General features: G+C 68.2%; 19 protein-coding genes. 18 read left to right on the forward strand and 1 reads right to left on the reverse strand.

The window, feature by feature from the left end; translation table 11 throughout:
- The first annotated feature begins 131 nt into the window (after window positions 1-131).
- The 9 genes from rpoE (at window position 132) to recO (ending at window position 8,992) form a co-directional block, all read left to right on the forward strand.
- Window positions 132-752, forward strand: coding sequence for an RNA polymerase sigma factor RpoE (rpoE, locus tag IB228_RS13370; protein WP_141456371.1), 621 nt, complete (start codon window positions 132-134; stop codon window positions 750-752).
- Window positions 749-1,687, forward strand: a complete 939-nt coding sequence (locus IB228_RS13375; protein WP_192198854.1) for a sigma-E factor negative regulatory protein — start codon at window positions 749-751, stop codon at window positions 1,685-1,687. The genes rpoE and IB228_RS13375 overlap by 4 nt, the downstream gene beginning before the upstream one ends.
- 88 nt (window positions 1,688-1,775) lie before the next feature.
- Complete coding sequence (locus IB228_RS13380; protein WP_183637517.1) at window positions 1,776-3,302, forward strand: DegQ family serine endoprotease; 1,527 nt, start codon at window positions 1,776-1,778, stop codon at window positions 3,300-3,302.
- Between the two features lie 139 nt (window positions 3,303-3,441).
- The gene (gene lepA, locus IB228_RS13385) at window positions 3,442-5,250 is read left to right on the forward strand and encodes a translation elongation factor 4 (RefSeq protein ID WP_183637515.1); all 1,809 of its coding nucleotides are present in this window, start codon (window positions 3,442-3,444) and stop codon (window positions 5,248-5,250) included.
- A gap of 101 nt (window positions 5,251-5,351) precedes the next feature.
- A complete protein-coding gene (lepB, locus tag IB228_RS13390; protein WP_183637513.1) occupies window positions 5,352-6,146 on the forward strand; it encodes a signal peptidase I in 795 nt (264 codons plus the stop codon).
- Window positions 6,147-6,186: 40 nt separating this feature from the next.
- Window positions 6,187-6,570 (forward strand): DUF4845 domain-containing protein, encoded by a 384-nt coding sequence (locus tag IB228_RS13395; protein ID WP_141456376.1) that lies wholly within the window; start codon window positions 6,187-6,189, stop codon window positions 6,568-6,570.
- A 3-nt stretch (window positions 6,571-6,573) separates the two neighbouring features.
- Window positions 6,574-7,251, forward strand: a complete 678-nt coding sequence (gene rnc / locus IB228_RS13400) for a ribonuclease III (protein ID WP_141456377.1) — start codon at window positions 6,574-6,576, stop codon at window positions 7,249-7,251.
- Window positions 7,248-8,171 (forward strand): GTPase Era, encoded by a 924-nt coding sequence (gene era, locus IB228_RS13405; protein ID WP_141456378.1) that lies wholly within the window; start codon window positions 7,248-7,250, stop codon window positions 8,169-8,171. Before rnc ends, era begins: the two co-directional genes overlap by 4 nt.
- 89 nt (window positions 8,172-8,260) lie before the next feature.
- On the forward strand, window positions 8,261-8,992 hold the full coding sequence (gene recO / locus IB228_RS13410) for a DNA repair protein RecO (RefSeq protein ID WP_192198855.1): 732 nt from the start codon (window positions 8,261-8,263) through the stop codon (window positions 8,990-8,992).
- A gap of 18 nt (window positions 8,993-9,010) precedes the next feature.
- Here recO and IB228_RS13415 read toward each other — a convergent pair whose 3' ends face one another.
- Entirely contained in the window at window positions 9,011-9,673 is a 663-nt protein-coding gene (locus tag IB228_RS13415) for a response regulator (protein WP_225562451.1), read from the reverse strand.
- Window positions 9,674-9,718: 45 nt separating this feature from the next.
- Between IB228_RS13415 and IB228_RS13420 the strand changes: the two genes are divergently transcribed.
- The 9 genes from IB228_RS13420 (at window position 9,719) to IB228_RS13460 (ending at window position 18,596) form a co-directional block, all read left to right on the forward strand.
- Window positions 9,719-11,728, forward strand: a complete 2,010-nt coding sequence (locus tag IB228_RS13420) for a hypothetical protein (protein ID WP_192198857.1) — start codon at window positions 9,719-9,721, stop codon at window positions 11,726-11,728.
- A gap of 19 nt (window positions 11,729-11,747) precedes the next feature.
- Window positions 11,748-12,380 (forward strand): YdbL family protein, encoded by a 633-nt coding sequence (locus tag IB228_RS13425; RefSeq protein WP_192198858.1) that lies wholly within the window; start codon window positions 11,748-11,750, stop codon window positions 12,378-12,380.
- Between the two features lie 272 nt (window positions 12,381-12,652).
- A complete protein-coding gene (gene rlmD, locus IB228_RS13430) occupies window positions 12,653-14,020 on the forward strand; it encodes a 23S rRNA (uracil(1939)-C(5))-methyltransferase RlmD (RefSeq protein ID WP_192198859.1) in 1,368 nt (455 codons plus the stop codon).
- 127 nt (window positions 14,021-14,147) lie between these two features.
- On the forward strand, window positions 14,148-14,666 hold the full coding sequence (locus tag IB228_RS13435; RefSeq protein ID WP_183637494.1) for a CYTH domain-containing protein: 519 nt from the start codon (window positions 14,148-14,150) through the stop codon (window positions 14,664-14,666).
- A gap of 10 nt (window positions 14,667-14,676) precedes the next feature.
- Complete coding sequence (gene nagZ / locus IB228_RS13440) at window positions 14,677-15,681, forward strand: beta-N-acetylhexosaminidase (RefSeq protein WP_192198860.1); 1,005 nt, start codon at window positions 14,677-14,679, stop codon at window positions 15,679-15,681.
- Window positions 15,681-16,256 (forward strand): hypoxanthine-guanine phosphoribosyltransferase, encoded by a 576-nt coding sequence (locus IB228_RS13445; protein WP_183637487.1) that lies wholly within the window; start codon window positions 15,681-15,683, stop codon window positions 16,254-16,256. The genes nagZ and IB228_RS13445 overlap by 1 nt, the downstream gene beginning before the upstream one ends.
- Window positions 16,253-16,999 (forward strand): S-methyl-5'-thioinosine phosphorylase, encoded by a 747-nt coding sequence (locus IB228_RS13450; RefSeq protein ID WP_192198861.1) that lies wholly within the window; start codon window positions 16,253-16,255, stop codon window positions 16,997-16,999. The genes IB228_RS13445 and IB228_RS13450 overlap by 4 nt, the downstream gene beginning before the upstream one ends.
- Before the next feature lie 91 nt (window positions 17,000-17,090).
- On the forward strand, window positions 17,091-17,297 hold the full coding sequence (locus IB228_RS13455; protein ID WP_141456387.1) for a cold-shock protein: 207 nt from the start codon (window positions 17,091-17,093) through the stop codon (window positions 17,295-17,297).
- A 72-nt stretch (window positions 17,298-17,369) separates the two neighbouring features.
- Entirely contained in the window at window positions 17,370-18,596 is a 1,227-nt protein-coding gene (locus IB228_RS13460) for an NAD(P)/FAD-dependent oxidoreductase (RefSeq protein ID WP_192198862.1), read from the forward strand.
- Window positions 18,597-18,663 lie beyond the last annotated feature (67 nt).

Here is an 18,663-nt window from a genome sequence, read left to right on the forward strand (position 1 = left end):
TGGCCCGGCCCGGAGCGCCGGCGGGATGGGAAACGGGGCCGGTCAGGCCCGCGACCCACCCGTGAACTTTTTTCCGCGGATGCGGTCACATTGCCCGGCTGATGGCCGAGCTCACAGGAGTGCAGCCCGGCATGGCCGGAACCGATTCAACACAGGAGTTGGACCTCGAACTGGTCAAGCGGGTGCAGCGCGGCGACAGCGCGGCCTTCGATCTGCTGGTGCGCAAGTACCAGCATCGGGTGGTGGCCCTGATCGGGCGCTACATCCATGACTGGAGCGAATGCCAGGACGTGGCCCAGGAAACCTTCCTGCGCGCTTATCGCGCGCTGGGGAACTTCCGCGGCGATGCCCAGTTCTATACGTGGCTTCATCGGATTGCAGTGAATACCGCCAAGAACCACCTTGTAGCGCACAACCGCAGGCCGCCGACGGATGACGTCGACGCCGCCGACGCCGAGCAGTACGACGCCGGCAGTCGCCTTCGCGACACGGATACCCCCGAACGCGAATTGATGCGCCAGGAACTGGAGCGCACGGTCATGAAGGCCGTGGACGCGCTGCCCGAGGAATTGAGGACCGCCATCACCCTGCGCGAGGTGGAAGGTCTGAGCTATGAGGAAATCGCGCAGAAGATGGATTGCCCCATCGGCACCGTGCGTTCCCGCATTTTCCGTGCGCGTGAAGCCATCGATGCCGAGTTGCGACCCTTGCTCGATACAGAAAGTGCCACCCGGGAGCGTAGCCGCCCATGACCGTAGAACTCGACAAACTGGACATCCACAACCGCCAGCAGCTTTCGGCGTTGATGGACGGCGAGTTGTCGCCCGATGAAGCCCGTTTCCTGCTGCGCCGCCTGCAGCACGACGGCGAACTGAACGCTTGCTGGGAACGCTGGCAGCTGTGCGGCGACGTGCTGCGTGGCCAGGCCCAGGCGCCGGCACCGGAAGGTTTCGCCGCCCGGGTGGCGCTGGCCGTGGCCGCCGAGGCCCGCCAACCGGCCGCCAACCAGGAAGCGACCGGCGCGCCGCGCGGCCGGCTGGCACGCTGGGGCGGCGGTGCATTGGCCGCCTCGGTCGCACTGGTCGCCTTGTTCATGGTTCGCCAGCAGGCCCCGCAGGAGGACGCCGCTTCCGCCGCACCGTCGGTGGCCGCGGTGCCAGCCGCGCCGGCCGAAGACGCGGGTGTTCCCGCCACCGTCGCCGATACCGGCACCCTGGCCGATGGCGCCGGAGCGGCCGAACAGGCCCTGGCTTCGGCGGCGACCGCCGCGGTGGCCGTGGCCAGCGTGCCGCGTCGTGCCGATGCCGCTTCCCGCCGCAGCGCCACCCGCACCCAGCAGGCGGCCCGCAGCGCCGCGGGCCGGGTGATGCGCGAGCCGGTCCGGGCCGTGGCCCGCGCCACGCCGCCGGTCGCGGTGCCCGCCGTCGCCAACAACGCACCTGTCCTGCCGGCATCCGCGTCCCCGGCGAGCGCGATCGCCCGCAATGGCGATCCGTTCTCGCCGGGACCGGCCGCCCCGCAGGCCCGGCCGTGGCCGCGCTCGACGCTGTCGCAGTACCCGGCCAGCGGCGCCTTCAACGCTGGTTTCTCCAGCGACGCGGGCGCCCGTACGTTCTATCCGTTCGAGCCTTCCACCGAGGCCTCGCCGGTACCGCCGGTCGAACCGGCCCGCGCGCCGCAGCGCTGAATCGCGGCCGCACCGTCATTCCCCGGCGCGGGACCGCGCCGGGTTTCCCACCCCAAGAACCGTCATCCGCAATCGAGGCCCGCATTCGATGAGTCTGAGTGCCCGTTCCAACGTGTTGTCCCTGCTGATCCTCACCGTGCCGCTGGCCGCCTGCGCGCGCCCGGCCGATCCCGCGCCGGCGACGCCGGTCGCCGCGTCGGTGCCCGCGGTGGCGCAATCGTCCGCGCCGCAGCTGGTGAGCGGCCTGCCGGATTTCACCAACCTGGTCGAACAGGTCGGTCCCGGCGTGGTCAACATCGAAGCCCAGATCGGCAGCCGCCGGACCGCCGACGCCGGCGAGGCGATGGGCGAGGACGAGATTCCCGAATTCTTCCGCCGCATGCTGCCGCCGGGCTTCCAGATGCCGGGCCCGGGGGATCGCGGCCGTGGCCCGCGCGGCGTCTCCGCCGGTTCGGGCTTCATCATTTCCGCCGACGGCTACGTGCTGACCAACCACCACGTGATCGACGGCGCCGACGAGGTGAAGGTGAAGCTGCCGGATCGCCGCGAGTTCACCGCCAAGGTGATCGGCAGCGACCAGCAGTACGACGTGGCGCTGCTGAAAATCGAGGCCAAGGGCCTGCCGGTGGTGCGCCTGGGTGATTCCAGGACGCTCAAGCCGGGCCAGTGGGTGGTGGCGATCGGTTCGCCGTTCGGCCTGGACCATTCGGTCACCGCCGGCGTGGTCAGCGCGGTCGGTCGCAGCACCGGCGGCCAGGAACAGCGCTACGTACCCTTCATCCAGACCGACGTGGCCATCAACCAGGGCAACTCCGGTGGGCCGCTGCTCAACACCCGCGGTGAAGTGGTCGGCATCAACTCGCAGATCTTCTCCGCCTCCGGCGGCTACATGGGCATCAGCTTCGCGATTCCGATCGATCTGGCGATGGGCGCGGTGGACCAGCTGAAGGCGACCGGCAAGGTCAGCCGTGGGCAGTTGGGCGTGGTCGTCGAGCCGCTGACGACGGAAAAGGCACGTGGCATGGGGGCTGCCGATACCCGCGGTGCCCTGGTCAATCAGGTCCTGGAGGACAGCCCGGCGGCGAAGGCCGGCCTGGTGCCTGGCGACATCATCACCGGCTTCAACGGTGCGCGTATCAACGATTCCTCGGATCTGCCGCCACTGGTGGGCGCGCTGACCCCGGGCACCAAGGCCACCATCACGGTGATCCGTGATGGCAAGCCCAAGGACCTGAGTGTGACCCTGACCGAGCTCAGCGAGGAATCGGCTTCCGCCAGTGGCCTGCCGGCCGTCCCGGGCAAGCCGGCCCAGACCTCCGGCAACAATCCGCTGGGTATCGTCGGCCAGGATCTGGACGCGAATGCCCGCAAGCAGATGGGCCTGAAGGCAGGCGAGGGCGTGTTGATCTCGCGCATCAATGGCAGCGCCGCCCGTGAAGCCGGGTTGGCGCCGGGCATGGTGGTGCTGCAGGTCGGGCGCACGCCGGTCGGTTCGGCCGCCGCGCTCAACGGCCAGCTCAAGGACGTCAAGGCGGGTCAGACCGTGATGTTGCTGGTCCGGCAGGGCGGCGTGACGCGCTTCCTGGCGGTGACCGCCGACGACGCCAAGCCGTAAGCCTGCTTCCACGGCTGCTTTCGGACGCCCGCCGGAGGTCCCGGCGGGCGTTCATGTTTGTGGGGCACAGGTAGGGATTGCCTCCGGCCATGCGATAATGCCCCGTTATCCTGACGACGGCCGTGGCCGCCGCCCCCACATGTCCTCTGATTCCATGCGGAACATCCGCAATTTCTCCATCATCGCGCACGTCGACCACGGCAAGTCGACCCTGGCCGATCGCATCATCCAGCTTTGCGGCGGCCTCCAGGCCCGCGAAATGGAAGCGCAGGTGCTCGACTCCAATCCGATCGAGCGCGAGCGCGGCATCACCATCAAGGCACAGTCCGTATCCCTGCCGTACAAGGCCAAGGACGGGCAGACCTATTTCCTGAACTTCATCGACACCCCCGGCCACGTCGACTTCAGTTATGAAGTCTCGCGTTCGCTGGCGGCCTGCGAGGGCGCGCTGCTGGTGGTCGATGCCGCCCAGGGCGTGGAAGCGCAGTCGGTCGCCAATTGCTACACCGCGGTGGAGCAGGGGCTGGAAGTGGTGCCGGTGCTGAACAAGATCGACCTGCCCACGGCCGACATCGAGCGTGCCAAGAGCGAGATCGAGGCGGTCATCGGCATCGACGCCGAGGACGCGGTGCCGGTCAGCGCCAAGACCGGCCTGAACGTGGATCTGGTGCTGGAAGCCATCGTCCAGCGCATCCCGCCGCCGCAGCCGCGCGACACCGACAAGCTGCAGGCGCTGATCATCGATTCCTGGTTCGACAACTACCTGGGCGTGGTCTCGCTGGTGCGGGTCATGCAGGGCGACATCGTTCCGGGCAGCAAGATCCTGGTGATGTCGACCGGCCGTACCCACCAGGTCGACAGCGTCGGCGTGTTCACCCCCAAGCGCAAGGTGCTGTCGAAGCTGGGCGCGGGCGAGGTGGGCTGGATCACCGCGTCCATCAAGGACGTGCACGGCGCGCCGGTCGGCGACACCCTGACCCTGGCCAGCGACCCGGCGCCCAAGCCGCTGCCCGGCTTCCAGGAAATGCAGCCGCGCGTGTTCGCCGGCCTGTTCCCTGTGGATGCCGAGGACTACCCGGCGCTGCGCGAGGCGCTGGAGAAGTTGCGCCTGAACGATGCGGCGCTGCGCTTCGAGCCGGAAAGCTCCGAGGCGATGGGCTTCGGTTTCCGCTGCGGCTTCCTGGGCATGCTGCACATGGAAATCGTGCAGGAGCGCCTGGAGCGCGAGTACGACCTGAACCTGATCAGCACCGCGCCGACGGTGGTGTACGAAATCCTGAAGACCGATGACACGGTGATGCCGCTGGACAACCCGGCCAAGCTGCCGCCGGTGAACCAGATCGAGGAGATCCGCGAACCGATCATCCGCGCCAACATCCTGACCCCGCCGGACTACGTGGGCAGCGTGATCACGCTGTGCGAGGAGAAGCGTGGCAGCCAGATCGGCATCACCTACATGGGTAGCCAGGTGCAGATCAGCTACGAACTGCCGATGGCCGAAGTCGTGCTGGATTTCTTCGACAAGCTCAAATCGGTGAGTCGCGGTTACGCTTCGCTGGACTACCACTTCCTGCGCTTCCAGGCCGGCCCGTTCGTACGGGTGGACACCCTGATCAACGGCGACAAGGTCGATGCGCTGTCGCTGATCGTCCACCGCGGCCAGGCCGATCGCCGCGGCCGCGAGCTGACCGAGAAGATGCGCGAACTGATTCCGCGGCAGATGTTCGACGTGGCCATCCAGGCCGCGGTGGGCTCGCAGATCATCGCCCGCAGCACGGTCAAGGCCATGCGCAAGAACGTGTTGGCCAAATGCTATGGTGGCGACATCACCCGCAAGAAGAAGTTGCTGGAGAAGCAGAAGGAAGGCAAGAAGCGGATGAAGCAGGTCGGCCGGGTGGAAATCCCGCAGGAAGCCTTCCTGGCGGTGCTGCAGGTCGACAACAAGTAAGCTGGGCGTCGGGATTGCGGCGAGGAACCGGGCCGATGATGGCCCCGCTCCAGACGAATCCCCACTCCCGAATCCCCAATCCCGTTCCGAAGGAACACTAGATGGTCTGGTTCGAAACTATTCTGGTCGTGTTGACGCTGCTCACCGGCGTTATCTGGCTGCTCGACAAGCTGTTCTTCGCCAAGCGCCGTGCCGCGCGCGGCGGGTTGCTGGACGAGGAACCGGTGCTGGTGGACTACTCGCGGGCGTTCTTCCCGGTGCTGGCGATCGTGCTGGTGCTGCGCAGCTTCGTCGCCGAGCCGTACAAGATCCCGTCCAGCTCGATGATGCCGAACCTGCTGATCGGCGACTTCATCCTGGTCAACAAGTTCGCCTATGGCCTGCGCCTGCCGATCAACAACCGCAAGTTCGTCGCCATCGGCGAACCCAAGCGTGGCGACGTGGTGGTGTTCAAGCCGCCGCACGACCCGGAGAACAACTGGATCAAGCGCGTGATCGGCCTGCCGGGCGACCGCATCGGCTTCCAGGGCAATACGGTTTCCATCAACGGCCAGCCGCTGGCCTACCAGACCCTGGGCACCTACGCCGGCCGTGGCCTGCCGATGGGTGCCGAGAGCGCGACCCTGCTGGAGGAACAGCTCCCGGGCCGCCCGCACAAGGTGCTGGAAGTGCTGGAGCGGGCCACCGGCGAGGGCGAGTGGATCGTGCCGCCGGGCCACTATTTCGTGATGGGCGACAATCGTGATAATAGCGAGGACGGCCGGCTGTGGACCCAGACCCACTTCCTGCCGGAAGAGAACCTGCGCGGCAAGGCCTTCCTGATCTGGCTGAACTGCGAGGACTGGTTCTGCAAGGGGAGCTTCGAACCGTCCCGGATCGGCAACCGCATCCAGTGACGGCAACATCATCCAGGGCGTGTTCAACGGGGGACTGGCAATGAATCACAAGCATCAGAGTGGCATCACCTTGATTGGCTTCCTGGTCGTGCTCGCGGTGGTGGGGTTCGCCGCGTTCATCGCCATGAAGCTGTTCCCGATGTACCAGGAGTACTACTCGGTACGGACCGCGATGCGCGGCCTGGCCGCCGAACCCGGCATCGCCGACATGGATCCGCAGCGCATCCAGGACAAGTTCTTCCGTCACCTGGCGATCGACTACACCGAGAACGTCAAGCCGGCCAACGTCAACTTCGAACGCACCGATGGCGGCTGGCTGATGAAGGTCAATTACGAAGTGCGCCGCTCGATGGTCGGCAACCTCGACGTGGTCGGCAAGTTCGACACCACCGAGGAACTGACCCGCCGCGGCGGTTCGGAATAAGGTTTGAGCGTACTCCGGCTCACGCATGAGTTCGTCAATCAGGGTTTGCTGGGGCAGGCCCTGACCCATCGCAGCGCCGGGGCGCCGCACAACGAACGGCTGGAATTCCTCGGCGACGGCATCGTCAACCTGCTGGTCGCCGAGGCGCTGTTCCAGCGCTGGCCCAAGGCCGATGAAGGCGCGTTGACCCGCGCGCGCGCCGAACTGGTGCGCGAGGCGTCGCTGGCCACCATCGCCCGGCGCATGGAACTGGGCGCGCGGTTGACGATGGGGCCGGGAGAAATGAAGTCCGGCGGACATCGTCGCGACTCGATCCTCGCCGACGCGCTGGAAGCGCTGGTGGCCGCCATCTACCTGGACGCCGGTTTCGAGGCGTGCCGGGCGGTGGTGCTGCCGTGGTTCGAGGATTCGCTGGCCGCGCTGCCCGTCGGCAAACCCGAAAAGGATGCCAAGACCCGCCTGCAGGAATGGCTGCAGGCGCGCCAGCGGCCGTTGCCGCTGTACGAACTGGTGTCCGAGAGCGGCGACGACCACGCCAAGCAGTTCGTGGCCCGTTGCAGCATCCAGGAACCACCGCTGTCGGCCGAGGGCGAGGGCACCTCACGGCGCATCGCCGAGCAGGCCGCCGCCGCGGCGCTGCTGGATCAACTGGCAGAGACCAAACGGAACACCGTCGAATGAGCGACACCCCCCAAACGCATAGCGGCAGCGTTGCCGTGATTGGCCGCCCCAACGTGGGCAAGTCGACCCTGACCAATGCGCTGGTCGGCGCCAAGGTCAGCATCGTGTCCAGCCGGCCACAGACCACCCGCCATCGCCTGCTGGGCATCGCGACTTTCCCGGCCGGGCAGATCGTGTTGGTCGACACGCCCGGCTTGCACAAGCAGCAGGGCAAGTTCTCCGCCTCGGCGATGAGCCGGGTGATGAACCGTGCCGCGCGCGGCGCGCTGGAAGGCGTGGACGCGGGCCTGCTGGTGATCGAGGCCGGCCGTTGGGAAGACGAGGACACCCTGGCCTACAACGTGCTCAGCGACGCCGGCATCCCGGTGGTGCTGGTGATCAACAAGGTGGACCGACTGCGCGAGAAGAGCGCGCTGCTGCCGTTCCTGGCGCAGGTTTCCGAGGGGCGCAAGTTCGCCGCCGTGCATCCGATCTCCGCGCTCAAGCGCAATGGCCTGGAAGCACTGGTGAAGGACGTGCTGGCGCTGCTGCCGGAAGCGCCGCCGATGTTCGGCGAGGACGAAATCACCGATCGCAGCGAACGCTTCCTGGCCGGCGAACTGATCCGCGAGCAGCTGATGCGCCAGCTCGGTGCGGAACTCCCATACGCCACCACCGTGGAAATCGAACGCTTCACCGAGGAAACCTCGCCCAAGCAGGGCGAACTGCTGCGCATCGGCGCGGTGGTGTGGGTCGAGCGCGAAAGCCAGAAGGCGATCGTGATCGGCAAGGGGGGCGCGCGACTGAAGGAAATCGGCAGCAAGGCGCGCATGCAGATGGAACACCTGTTCGGTCGCAAGGTCTTCCTGGAAACCTGGGTACGCGTGCGCGAAGGCTGGTCCGACGACGAAACCGCCCTCAAGGCGTTCGGCTATGAGTAAGTCGGGGCGACGCGAGCAGGCAAGTCCCGATTCGTGTCCCTCCGCTTTCGCGAATCCCCAATCCCCAATCCCGAATCCCGGCCGCTGAAATGCACCTCACCGGCGAACACGCGTTCGTCCTGCATGCGCGGCCCTGGCGCGAGACCAGCCTGCTGGTGGAAGTGCTGAGCGAGGACCGTGGCCGGCTGGGACTGGTGGCGCGCGGCGTGACCGGACCGAAGAAGCAGGCGCTGCGTGCCGCACTGCAACCGCTGCAGTACATCCGGCTCGATGCCGAACTGCGCGGCGAACTGGCCCGGCTGGTGGCCGCCGAGGCGCTGGACACCGCGCCGAGGCTGGGCGGCGACGCGATGCTGGCGGGCTTCTATCTCAATGAACTGGTGCTGCGGCTGGCGCCCCGCCACGATCCGCTGCCGGACCTGTTCCATGCCTATGCCGCCGCGCGCGAACGGGTTCGCGGCGGCCAGCCGCTGGCGTGGACATTGCGGCGGTTCGAACGGGATTTGCTGGACGCACTGGGGTTCGGCTTCTCGCTGGAACATGACAGCGACGGCCGCGTGATCGATCCGGCCGCGCGTTACCAGCTGGATCCGGAACAGGGACCGCGCCGGTTGCTCAGCGATCGTGGACACAGCGACCGCAGCGCCGCCGCGACCGGCCGCGCGCTGCTGGCGCTGGCGGCCAACCAGGCGCCTCCGGCCGAGGATCTGGCCAGCCTGCGGCTGGCCCTGCGCGGCGTCCTGGCGCATCACCTGGGGCCGCGCGGCCTCAAGTCCTGGGAACTGATCAGCGAACTGGGCCGGCTGAAGCCGCGCGCCTGAGGCGCGGAAAGCACTGCATCAGTCGCGGAGCGCGTCGGCCGCGGCGCGGAAATCCATCAGCGCTTCCAGCGAACCGGGCGCGTGATGCAGTCGCTGCGCGGCCGTCGCCAGGCGGCTGGCGCCGACGAAGCCACAGCTGGCGCGCAGCTTGTGCAGGACGGCGCGCAGGGCTTCCTGGTTGCCATCGCGGAAGGACTGTTCGACCGCGCCGACGCTGGCGGGCAACTCGTCCAGGAACAGTCGACGCAAGGTCGCCACGTGTTCCCGGTTGCCATTGAGCGCCTTCAGCGCGGCCGACTCGTCCCAGTCGTGCGTGGTCGACGCACCCGCCGGCAGATGCCGACGCACGGCCGCTTGCAGGTCCGCCGCGGACAGCGGCTTGACCAGCACCGTCGCGAAGCCGGCCGCGAGCAGGGATTCGCGCCGCTCGGAGGAAGGATCGGCGGTATGGGCCAGCGCCACCGTGCGCGCATGCAGCCGGCGCAGGCCATCGAGCAGTTGCGCGCCGCTGCCGTCGGGCAGGTTCGCGTCGATGAGCCAGAGATCGTGTTGATCTTCCCGCCGCAGGGCGTCGGCGACCGAATCGGCGCTGTCGACCTGGGCGGGCAGCGCCTGCAGCGCGGCCAGCATGAAGGCGTGGCTGATCGGGTCGTCCTCGACCAGCAGCAGGCGTGGCTTCATTCCTTCGTCCCCGGACATCGTTATGCTGCCCCCATGTGCGTTCGCATGTTAACGCTGCTGGTGCTGATCGGGTTGACACCGCTGTTCCCGGCGCAGGCCCGCGTCGCCAGCGTGCATATCGCGCGGGTGAGCACGCCGGTGGCGGTGCTGGAGGACGTGCACGTGCGCCTGGCCTGGCCGGCGGCCGCCGACACCGGCGAGCTGTCCCTGCGGGCACGTGGCCTGCGGGCGGACGATCTGGGCTATCGCTGGCACGACGTTCATTGGAGCTGTCCGTTGCGGCGCGAGGCCGGGGAACGGTGGCGGTGCGACGGAAGGGTGACCCAGGCCGGCGGTTCGCCGCTGCGGCTGGACGTGGCCATCGACCTGACCCATACCCATGCCCGGCTGGCCGGCGGTCCCGCGTCGCTGGCGATGGAGCGCAACGCGGCCGCGCCGGATCTCACCCGGATCAATCTGGTGCAGGTGCCCGTGAGCTGGGCGCAGGCGCTGGTCGCGCAGGGCTGGGCGGATGCGCGCCTGAAAGGCGGGCGCCTGGATGGCAGGCTGGACCTGCGGGTGCCCGAACGCGGTCCATTGCAGGTCTCAGGGCCGCTCCGGCTCGGCGGACTCTCGCTGGACACGCCGGACGGCAGCATTGCCGCCGAAGGCCTGTCGGCCGCCTTGCGGATCGACTACCGGCAGTTTCCGCGGCAGAGGCTGGTCACCCTGGACGGCGAGCTGCGTGGCGGCGAACTGCTCGCGGGCAACGCCTACATCGCCTTGCCGGATACGCCGGTGGGGGTGAACGTGGCCGCGCGGCGCTGGCCGGACGGGCGCTGGGAATTGCCGACGCTGGCCTGGGACGACGGCGCGGCCCTGCAGGTGACCGGCGGTCTGAGCCTGGATCCCGCCTTGAACCTGAGCGATGCCGCGCTGCGGATGCGCAGCGACGACCTGGCACCGTTGCAGGCGCGCTACCTGTCCGGCTGGCTGGGCCTGGCCGGCCTGTCGGATCTGCGCATGGGCGGGGCGTTGGCGGCGCGGGTGGATCTGCAAGCCGGCGCGCTGCGCGAGGCGGAGATGGAGCTGCGCGATGTCGATCTGATCGATGGTCGCGATCGTTTCCGCCTGCTGGGCGTGCAGGGCAATCCGGTGCTGTCCGGCGGCAACCGGCGCGACAGTGTCCTGCGCTGGGGCGGCGGCGCCCTGCACGGACTGCCGTTTGGCGCGGCCGAGTTCCCATTGCGCAGCGGCGACGGGGCACTCGCGTTGCGCGAAGCGGTCACCGTGCCCGCGCTGGGCGGCGGCATGACCTTCGAAGCCCTGAACCTGCATCCGCCGCGGGCGTCGGGCGGGCTGTCGTTCGACTTCGGCCTGAGCGTGAAGGACCTGGACATCGGCCGGCTCGCCACGGCGATGCACTGGCCCGCGTTCCAGGGCAACCTCAGCGGACGCATTCCACGCGTGCGCTATGCCGAGGATCGCCTCGACTTCGACGGCGTCCTGACCGCGCACATGTTCGGCGGCAGCGTGGAAGTTTCCGGCCTGTCGATGGAACGTCCGTTCGGCACCGCGCCCACGCTGTCGGCGGACATCGCGCTGGATGATCTGGATCTGCAGGCGCTCACCGGCGTGTTCGGCTTCGGCGAGATCACCGGCGCGCTGGATGGCCACATTCGTGATCTGCGCCTGGTGGATTGGAGTCCGCAGGGATTCGACGCCGACCTGCATACCGATCCGCAGTGGCGCGGGCGCCAGCGGATCAGCCAGCGCGCCGTGCAGGATCTGTCCAGCGTGGGCGGCGGCCAGGGTCTGGGCAGCAGCCTGCAGGCGCAGGCGCTCAAACTGTTCGACGACTTCGGCTATCGCCGCATCGGCATCCGTTGCCGCCTGTCCGAGGAGGTCTGCCGGATGGACGGGCTGGGTTCAGCCGGAGCCGGTTTTATCATTGTCGAAGGCCAGGGACTGCCGCGCCTGACCGTGGTGGGCTACAACCACCAGGTCGACTGGCCGACCCTGGTCAAGCGCCTGGGCGACGTGACCCGCGGCGAAAGCAAACCGGTATTCCAGTAGCCATCCAGGAGAGACACACATGCATCGTTGGTTGGGAACCTCTGTCGCCGCCGCGTTGCTGCTGACCGCATGCGTCACCATCAACGTCTATTTCCCGGCCGCCGAAGCCAAGGAGGCCGCGCGCGAGTTCGTCGAGAAGGTGATCGGCGACGACGCCAAGTCGCCCACCACGCCGGAGGCCAAGCCCGATTCCAGCGCGCCGACCACCCCGGGCGGCAGCGCATCGCTGATGCCGGTCTCGCGCCGCGGTTTCGATTGGCTGTCGCTGGTCGGCATTGCCAGCGCGCACGCGCAGGAAAGCGCGGACATCAACATCAAGACCCCGGCCATCCAGGCCATCCAGGGCCGCATGGCCACCCGCTTCCGCAACCAGTTGCAGGCTGGTTTCGATGCCGGTGCGCTCGGACTGACCCGCGACGGCATGATCGAAGTGCGCGACGCCGGCAAGCTGGCGCTCAAGGACCGGGTGGCGATCACCCAGGCGGTGGCCGACGACAATCGCGACCGCAAGGCCGTATATCGCGAGATCGCGGTGGCCAACGGTCACCCGGAGTGGGAAGCGCAGATCCGCCAGACCTTCGCCCAGCAGTGGATCGCCAGCGCCCGGGGGGGCTGGTGGTACCAGGATGCGGGCGGGTGGAAGCAGAAGTAGGACGCCGGAGGCTGAAGAGCAAATCCCGCTCGGTCTCCCTTTTGCGCTTCAACAGCCGAATGGCTGGCCAAGGGGAGGCAAAAGCCAGGTTTTCTTGAGCATCTCGAACGCATCGGAGCTGGGAGATTGCTTTCTAGCCCCCTTTGAAAAAGGGGGCGGGCGGCCGCGCAGCGGGCGACGGGGGATTTGCTTTTGGCGGGGGGGGGGCGGGAGAGGCCCGCCCCCGCTCATGCGACAATGGCGCCCCGTAGTCCGCACGCAGCTTTCGCCACGTGGCCCGCAGCCGTTCCCCCCGCATCGACAAGACCCCTTTTGAAGCCCAGATCCTCGACCTGACCCACGACGGCCGGGGCGTCGCCCGCCGGCCCGCCGCGCCGGGCGAGAGCGGCAAGGCCGTGTTCGTGGCCGGCGCGCTGCCGGGCGAGCGGGTGATGGCCGAGCAGACCGCCAAGAACCGCCATTTCGACGAAGCGCGCACGCTGGACGTGCTGCAGGCCTCGCCGGATCGGGTCGCGCCGCGCTGCGCGCATTTCGGTACCTGCGGCGGCTGCGTGCTCCAGCACCTGGACGAGGACAAGCAGATCCACGCCAAGCAGCGGGTGCTGATGGAAAACCTGGAGCGCATCGGCCACGTCGCTCCCGGCAGCGTGCTGGCGCCGCTGGTGGATGCGAGCTGGGGCTATCGGCGCAAGGGCCGCTTCTCGGTGCGCCGGGTCGACAAGAAGGACAAGACCCTGGTTGGATTCCGCGAGCAGGATCCACGCTTCGTCGCCGATCTGTCCGAATGCCATACCGTCATCCCCGAGATCGGCGGACGCATCACCGCGCTGGCGGCGCTGGTCGATGGCCTGGACGCGCGCGCCGACATTCCGCAGATCGAATTCATCGCCGGCGATGCCACCGCGGCGGAGTTCGGCGGCATCGCCCTGGTGTTCCGGCATCTGAGGCCGCTGGGCGATGCCGACCGCGCCGCGCTGGTCGCGTTCGGGCAACAGCATTCGTTCGCCATCTTCCTGCAGCCGGGCGGCGTGGACAGCGTGCATCCGCTGTGGCCGGAAGCGCCGGCGCTGGCCTTCGTGCTGCCGCAGTGGAACGTCGAATTGGCGTTCCGTCCGCTGGACTTCATCCAGGTCAACGCCGGGCTGAACCAGAAGATGATCGCGCGGACCTTCGAGTTGCTGGATCCGCAACCGCGGGATCGGGTGCTGGATCTGTTCTGCGGCCTGGGCAACTTCACCCTGCCGATGGCCCGGCTGGTCGGCGAGGTGGTGGGCGTGGAAGGCGATGCCGGCCTGGTGGCGCGGGCGCGCGAGAACGCGCAGCGCAACGGACTGGCGAACGCGCAGTTCCATGCCGCCGACCTGACCCAGGATCAACGCGGCACCGGCTGGATGCGGCAGGGCTTCGACAAGCTGCTGCTGGACCCGCCGCGCTCGGGCGCCATCGAAGTGCTGCAACAGCTGCCGCTGAAACAATTCAACCGTATCGTCTACGTCAGCTGCCACCCCGGCTCGCTGGCACGCGACGCCGGCTTCCTGGTCAACGAACAAGGCTACGAACTGAAGGCGGCCGGGGTGATGGACATGTTCCCCCACACCGCCCACGTCGAATCGATTGCGTTGTTTGAGCGGAAGCGGTGATTCGGGATTGGGGATTGGGGATTCGCAAGAGCCCTTTCCCCAGTCTCCCGATGCCTGCATTTGCCAATCCCGAATCCCGAATCCCGAATCCCGAATCCCGAATCCCGAATCCCCAATCCCCAATCCCATGCCTGTAGAAATCGAACGCAAATTCCTGGTCACCGGTGACGGCTGGCGCGAGGCGGCGCACGAGGTGGTGCCGATGGCGCAGGGCTACATCAACGACATGGCGGCGATGGACGAGGGCCGGCAGAAGGCGTCGGTGCGCGTGCGCATCCAGGGCGACGAGGCTTATCTCAACCTCAAGTCGCGCGAGCTCGGCCATACCCGCCAGGAGTTCGACTATCCCATCCCGGTGGAAGAGGCGCGCGCGCTGCTGGACCTGTGCGTGGGCGGGCTGATCGACAAACGCCGCCACCATGTCCGCCATGCCGGGCACCTGTGGGAGGTGGACGAGTTCCTGGGCGAGAACGCCGGCCTGGTGGTGGCCGAGATTGAACTGGCCAGCGCCGATGAAGCCTTCGTGAAACCGGACTGGATCGGCAGGCAGGTCACCGACAGCCTGCGCTATTACAATCTGGCCCTGGCGTCGCGCCCGTACTCGCAGTGGTCCGCGGCCGAACGCGACGCCAGCGACCTTCCCTGAGGATTCCACCATGCTCGTCATCGGCATCGCCGGCACCGAACTCAGCGCCCAGGAGCGCGACTGGCTGCAGCACGACGCCGTCGCCGGCGTCATCCTGTTCACCCGCAACTTCGCCTCGCGCGCGCAGGTCACCGACCTGTCCGCCGCCATCCGCGACGCGGCGCCGCGCCCGCAGCTGATCTGCGTGGACCAGGAAGGGGGCCGCGTGCAGCGCTTCCGCGAGGGCTACAGCGCGCTGCCGCCACTGGAAGGCTTCGGCAAGCGCTACGCCGAGGACCCGCAGGGCGCCCTGCAACTGGCGCAGGAACACGCCTGGCTGATGGCCAGCGAGATCCGCGCCAGCGGCATCGACCTGAGCTTTGCTCCGGTGGTGGATCTGGCGCGCGGCAACCGTGCCATCGGTGATCGCGCGTTCGACGCGGATCCGACGGTGGTCGCCGCGTTCACCCGCGCCTACGTGCAGGGCATGCACAGCGTCGGCATGCCGGCCACCCTCAAGCATTTCCCCGGCCACGGCACGGTGCTGGAAGACACGCACTTCGACGACGCGGCCGATCCGCGTACGCTGGAGGAACTGCGCGGGCAGGATCTGCTGCCGTTCGTGGCCGGCATCGAGGCCGGCGCGGACGCGGTGATGATGGCGCACGTGAAATACCCGGCGGTGGCGCCGGAGCCGGCCGGCTACTCGCCGCGCTGGATCCAGGACATCCTGCGCGCGGAAATGGGTTTCCGCGGCGTGGTGTTCTCCGACGACATTGGCATGGCCGCGGCGTTCTCCGCCGGCGGCGTGAAGGCGCGCATCGACCTGCACCTGGACGCGGGCTGCGACGTGGTGCTGGTGTGTTCGCCGAAGCTGGTGGAGGAATCGCTCAAGGCGGTGGAAGGGCGCGCCCTGAGCACCGCGGCGCTGCTGGGCCTGATTGGCCGCGGCGCGCTGGGCTGGGACGGCCTGCTGGCCGATCAACGTTATGGGCAGGCGCAGGCGCGCGTGCTCGGCAATACAGGAGTGGTGTGATGAGCAAACTGGGAACGACGCGGCCGCCGTTGGCCGATGCACTGGCCAACGCGGATCTGCTGGTGGACCGCGCCACCCTCGACCAGGCGATCGCGCGCATGGCCGAACCGATCGCGCGCGACTACGCCGGCGAAGTGCCGGTGTACCTGACCATCATGCATGGCGCGCTGCCGTTCTCCGGCCAGTTGGCGCTGGAACTGGGCGCGCGCGGGCTGGACCTGGAATTCGACTACCTGCACGCCACCCGCTATCGCGGCGAGACCGCCGGCGGCGAACTGGTGTGGAAGCATCGTCCGGCCACCGCGCTGTACGGCCGCCGCGTGCTGCTGGTCGACGACATCCTCGACGAAGGGCATACCCTGTTGGCGGTGCGCCAGTGGTGCCTGGAGCAGGGCGCCACCGACGTGCGCATCGCCGCGCTCAGCGTCAAGCGCCACGACCGCTGCGTCGAAGGCGTGCAGGCCGACTACATGGGCGTGGAAGTCGCCGATCGCTACGTGTTCGGTTTCGGCATGGACTACTACGAGCAGGGTCGCAACCTGCCGGCCATCTACGCGCTGAAGGAAGAGGCATGAGCGGCATCGCGCTGGCCGTGATCGGCGGCACCGGCGTCTATCGCCTGGCCGCGCTGGCCGACGTCGAAACGCGCGAAGTGGATACCCGCTTCGGCAAACCGTCCGGGCCGATCCGCCTCGGTCACCTGCTGGGGCAGAAGGTGGCGTTCCTGGCCCGCCATGGCGAAGGCCATTCGGTGCCGCCGCACCAGGTGAACTACCGCGCCAACCTGGCCGCGCTGAAGGACATCGGCGCCACCCGTGTGCTGGCGCTCAATACGGTCGGCGGCATTACCGAACGGTTCGGGCCGCGCGTGCTGGCTTGCCCGGATCAGATCATCGATTACACCTGGGGGCGCATCTCCACGATCTGCGAGGAGCCCGGCAGCGAAGTGCTGCACGTGGATTTCGGCGAGCCCTACACGCCTTTGCTGCGGCACAAGATCGTCGCGGCCGCGCGCGTGACCGGCGTCAAACTTGTGGATGGCGGCTGTTATGGCGCCACCCAGGGCCCGCGCCTGGAAACCAAGGCGGAGATCGCGCGGATGCGTCGCGACGGCTGCGATCTGGTGGGCATGACCGGCATGCCGGAAGCCGGCTTGGCGCGCGAACTGGGGCTGGATTACGCCTGCCTGGCGATCGTCGCCAACTGGGCGGCCGGTTGCGGCACCGGCGAGGAGATCACGATGGCCGAGGTGCTGGCCAACGTCGAAGCGGCCTCGTCGGGACTGCCGGAACTGATTGGCGAACTCGCGCGCGGGTGATTGTCAACGCGGCAAAGCCTTTGCATACTCGGCGGGTGCGGTTGTCGCCGCACGTCAACCACCCGCACCTTACAAAGGAAACGCAAGCGCTATGCCGTACGGTACCGTGAAATGGTTCAACGATGCCAAGGGCTTCGGATTCATCGCGCCAGAAGATGGCAGCGCCGATGTCTTCGTGCATCACTCAGCGATCAACTCCAAGGGCTTCCGCAGCCTGAAAGAAGGCCAGCGGGTAACCTATGAAGTGACCCAGGGCCCGAAGGGCGCACAGGCCGGCAGCGTCACGCCGTCCGACTGATTGCAACGCTGCGAGATTTCTCGAACCCCGCTTCGGCGGGGTTTTTTATGAAGGAAGGGGAGACCCACACGGATGCGGAAACAACACATCGCCATCGTCGGATACGGCACCGCCGGCCAGGCCCTGGCCCTGCTGCTGTCGCGCGACGGACATGCGGTGGAGGTGTTCGAACGCGCACCGCAACTGGGGCCGGTGGGAGCAGGATTCCTGCTGCAGCCGACCGGCCTGCAGGTGCTGTGGGAGCTGGGATTGCTGGAGGCCGCGCTGGCGCACGGACGGCGCGTGCGCCGGTTGTACGGGGAGACGCCCTGCGGTCGCGCGGTGATGGACATGCGCTATGCGCGGCTGGACGTGGGGCTGTTCGGCCTGGGCATGCAACGCGGCGCGCTGTTCGCGCTGCTGGCCGACGCCTGGCCGGGACGGACCGAAGTGCGCCAGGGCGTGTCCATCGAGGAGGTCGAGGAAGACACACGCTGGCTGCGCGATCACACCGGCGCCCGTCATGGCCCCTACGATCTGATCATCGCCGCCGATGGTTCGGCCTCGCGGCTGCGCCGGCACACCGGCGCGGTCAGGCTGGATGCGCCGTATCCCTGGGGCGCGCTGTGGTGCCTGGTGCCGCAGGGGGAATGGCCATGGCCGGACGAACTGCGCCAGCGCTATGTCGCCGCGCGCAAGATGATCGGCATGCTGCCGGTGGGCACGCGGCCGGATGACGGCACGCCGAGGCTGAGTTTCTTCTGGAGCCTGCCGACCGCCACGTTCGAGCAGTGGCACGGTCAGGGTGTCGAAGGCTGGCGGCGCGAAGTGGCGGCGATCTGGCCCGGGATCGAAGCGCAACTGGCGGGATTGGTGGAGCCGGCGCAACTGGCGCGCGCGAGCTACCGCGAAGCCGCGCTGACCCGCTGGTCGCGTGGCCGGCTGGTGATGGCCGGTGACGCGGCCCATTCGATGAGCCCGCAGCTCGGGCAGGGCGTGAACATGGCGCTGATGGATGCGTTGGCGCTGCGTGACGCGCTGCGCGCGGAAACCGAAGTCGAGGCCGCGCTGGCGCGCTACCAGCGCGAGCGCGAGGCGCACGTGCGCATCTACCAGTTCTGGAGCCGCTGGCTGACGCCGATCTTCCAGTCCGAGCACGACTGGATCGCGCATGCGCGCGATGTCGCGTTCCTGCCCCTGGGACGCCTGCCATGGGGAAGCCGGCACATGCTGCGCGTGCTCAGCGGTACCCAGCACGGCGTGTTCGGCAAGCTTCCGCTGCAGCCGGCGTTCCTGCAGGCGCTCGCCGGCCTGGGCTGAACCGGCGGGCCCGACGCCCACATCCGGCGCGCTTTTGGGGGAGAATCCAGGCGCATGCCGTGATGGA

The sequence above is a fragment of the Pseudoxanthomonas sp. PXM04 genome, assembly GCF_014851695.1.
GTDB lineage: Bacteria > Pseudomonadota > Gammaproteobacteria > Xanthomonadales > Xanthomonadaceae > Pseudoxanthomonas_A > Pseudoxanthomonas_A beigongshangi.

Bases quoted from the DNA above. Each gene is read 5' to 3' on its own strand.
- IB228_RS13455 (WP_141456387.1), top strand. From the start codon at position 17,091: ATGCCGTACGGTACCGTGAAATGGTTCAACGATGCCAAGGGCTTCGGA.
- lepB (WP_183637513.1), top strand. From the start codon at position 5,352: ATGGTCTGGTTCGAAACTATTCTGGTCGTGTTGACGCTGCTCACCGGC.
- IB228_RS13435 (WP_183637494.1), top strand. From the start codon at position 14,148: ATGCCTGTAGAAATCGAACGCAAATTCCTGGTCACCGGTGACGGCTGG.
- era (WP_141456378.1), top strand. From the start codon at position 7,248: ATGAGCGACACCCCCCAAACGCATAGCGGCAGCGTTGCCGTGATTGGC.
- IB228_RS13425 (WP_192198858.1), top strand. From the start codon at position 11,748: ATGCATCGTTGGTTGGGAACCTCTGTCGCCGCCGCGTTGCTGCTGACC.
- IB228_RS13380 (WP_183637517.1), top strand. From the start codon at position 1,776: ATGAGTCTGAGTGCCCGTTCCAACGTGTTGTCCCTGCTGATCCTCACC.
- lepA (WP_183637515.1), top strand. From the start codon at position 3,442: ATGTCCTCTGATTCCATGCGGAACATCCGCAATTTCTCCATCATCGCG.
- IB228_RS13375 (WP_192198854.1), top strand. From the start codon at position 749: ATGACCGTAGAACTCGACAAACTGGACATCCACAACCGCCAGCAGCTT.
- IB228_RS13415 (WP_225562451.1), bottom strand. From the start codon at position 9,673: ATGAAGCCACGCCTGCTGCTGGTCGAGGACGACCCGATCAGCCACGCC.
- rpoE (WP_141456371.1), top strand. From the start codon at position 132: ATGGCCGGAACCGATTCAACACAGGAGTTGGACCTCGAACTGGTCAAG.
- recO (WP_192198855.1), top strand. From the start codon at position 8,261: ATGCACCTCACCGGCGAACACGCGTTCGTCCTGCATGCGCGGCCCTGG.
- IB228_RS13450 (WP_192198861.1), top strand. From the start codon at position 16,253: ATGAGCGGCATCGCGCTGGCCGTGATCGGCGGCACCGGCGTCTATCGC.
- IB228_RS13395 (WP_141456376.1), top strand. From the start codon at position 6,187: ATGAATCACAAGCATCAGAGTGGCATCACCTTGATTGGCTTCCTGGTC.
- nagZ (WP_192198860.1), top strand. From the start codon at position 14,677: ATGCTCGTCATCGGCATCGCCGGCACCGAACTCAGCGCCCAGGAGCGC.
- IB228_RS13460 (WP_192198862.1), top strand. From the start codon at position 17,370: ATGCGGAAACAACACATCGCCATCGTCGGATACGGCACCGCCGGCCAG.
- IB228_RS13420 (WP_192198857.1), top strand. From the start codon at position 9,719: ATGTTAACGCTGCTGGTGCTGATCGGGTTGACACCGCTGTTCCCGGCG.
- IB228_RS13445 (WP_183637487.1), top strand. From the start codon at position 15,681: ATGAGCAAACTGGGAACGACGCGGCCGCCGTTGGCCGATGCACTGGCC.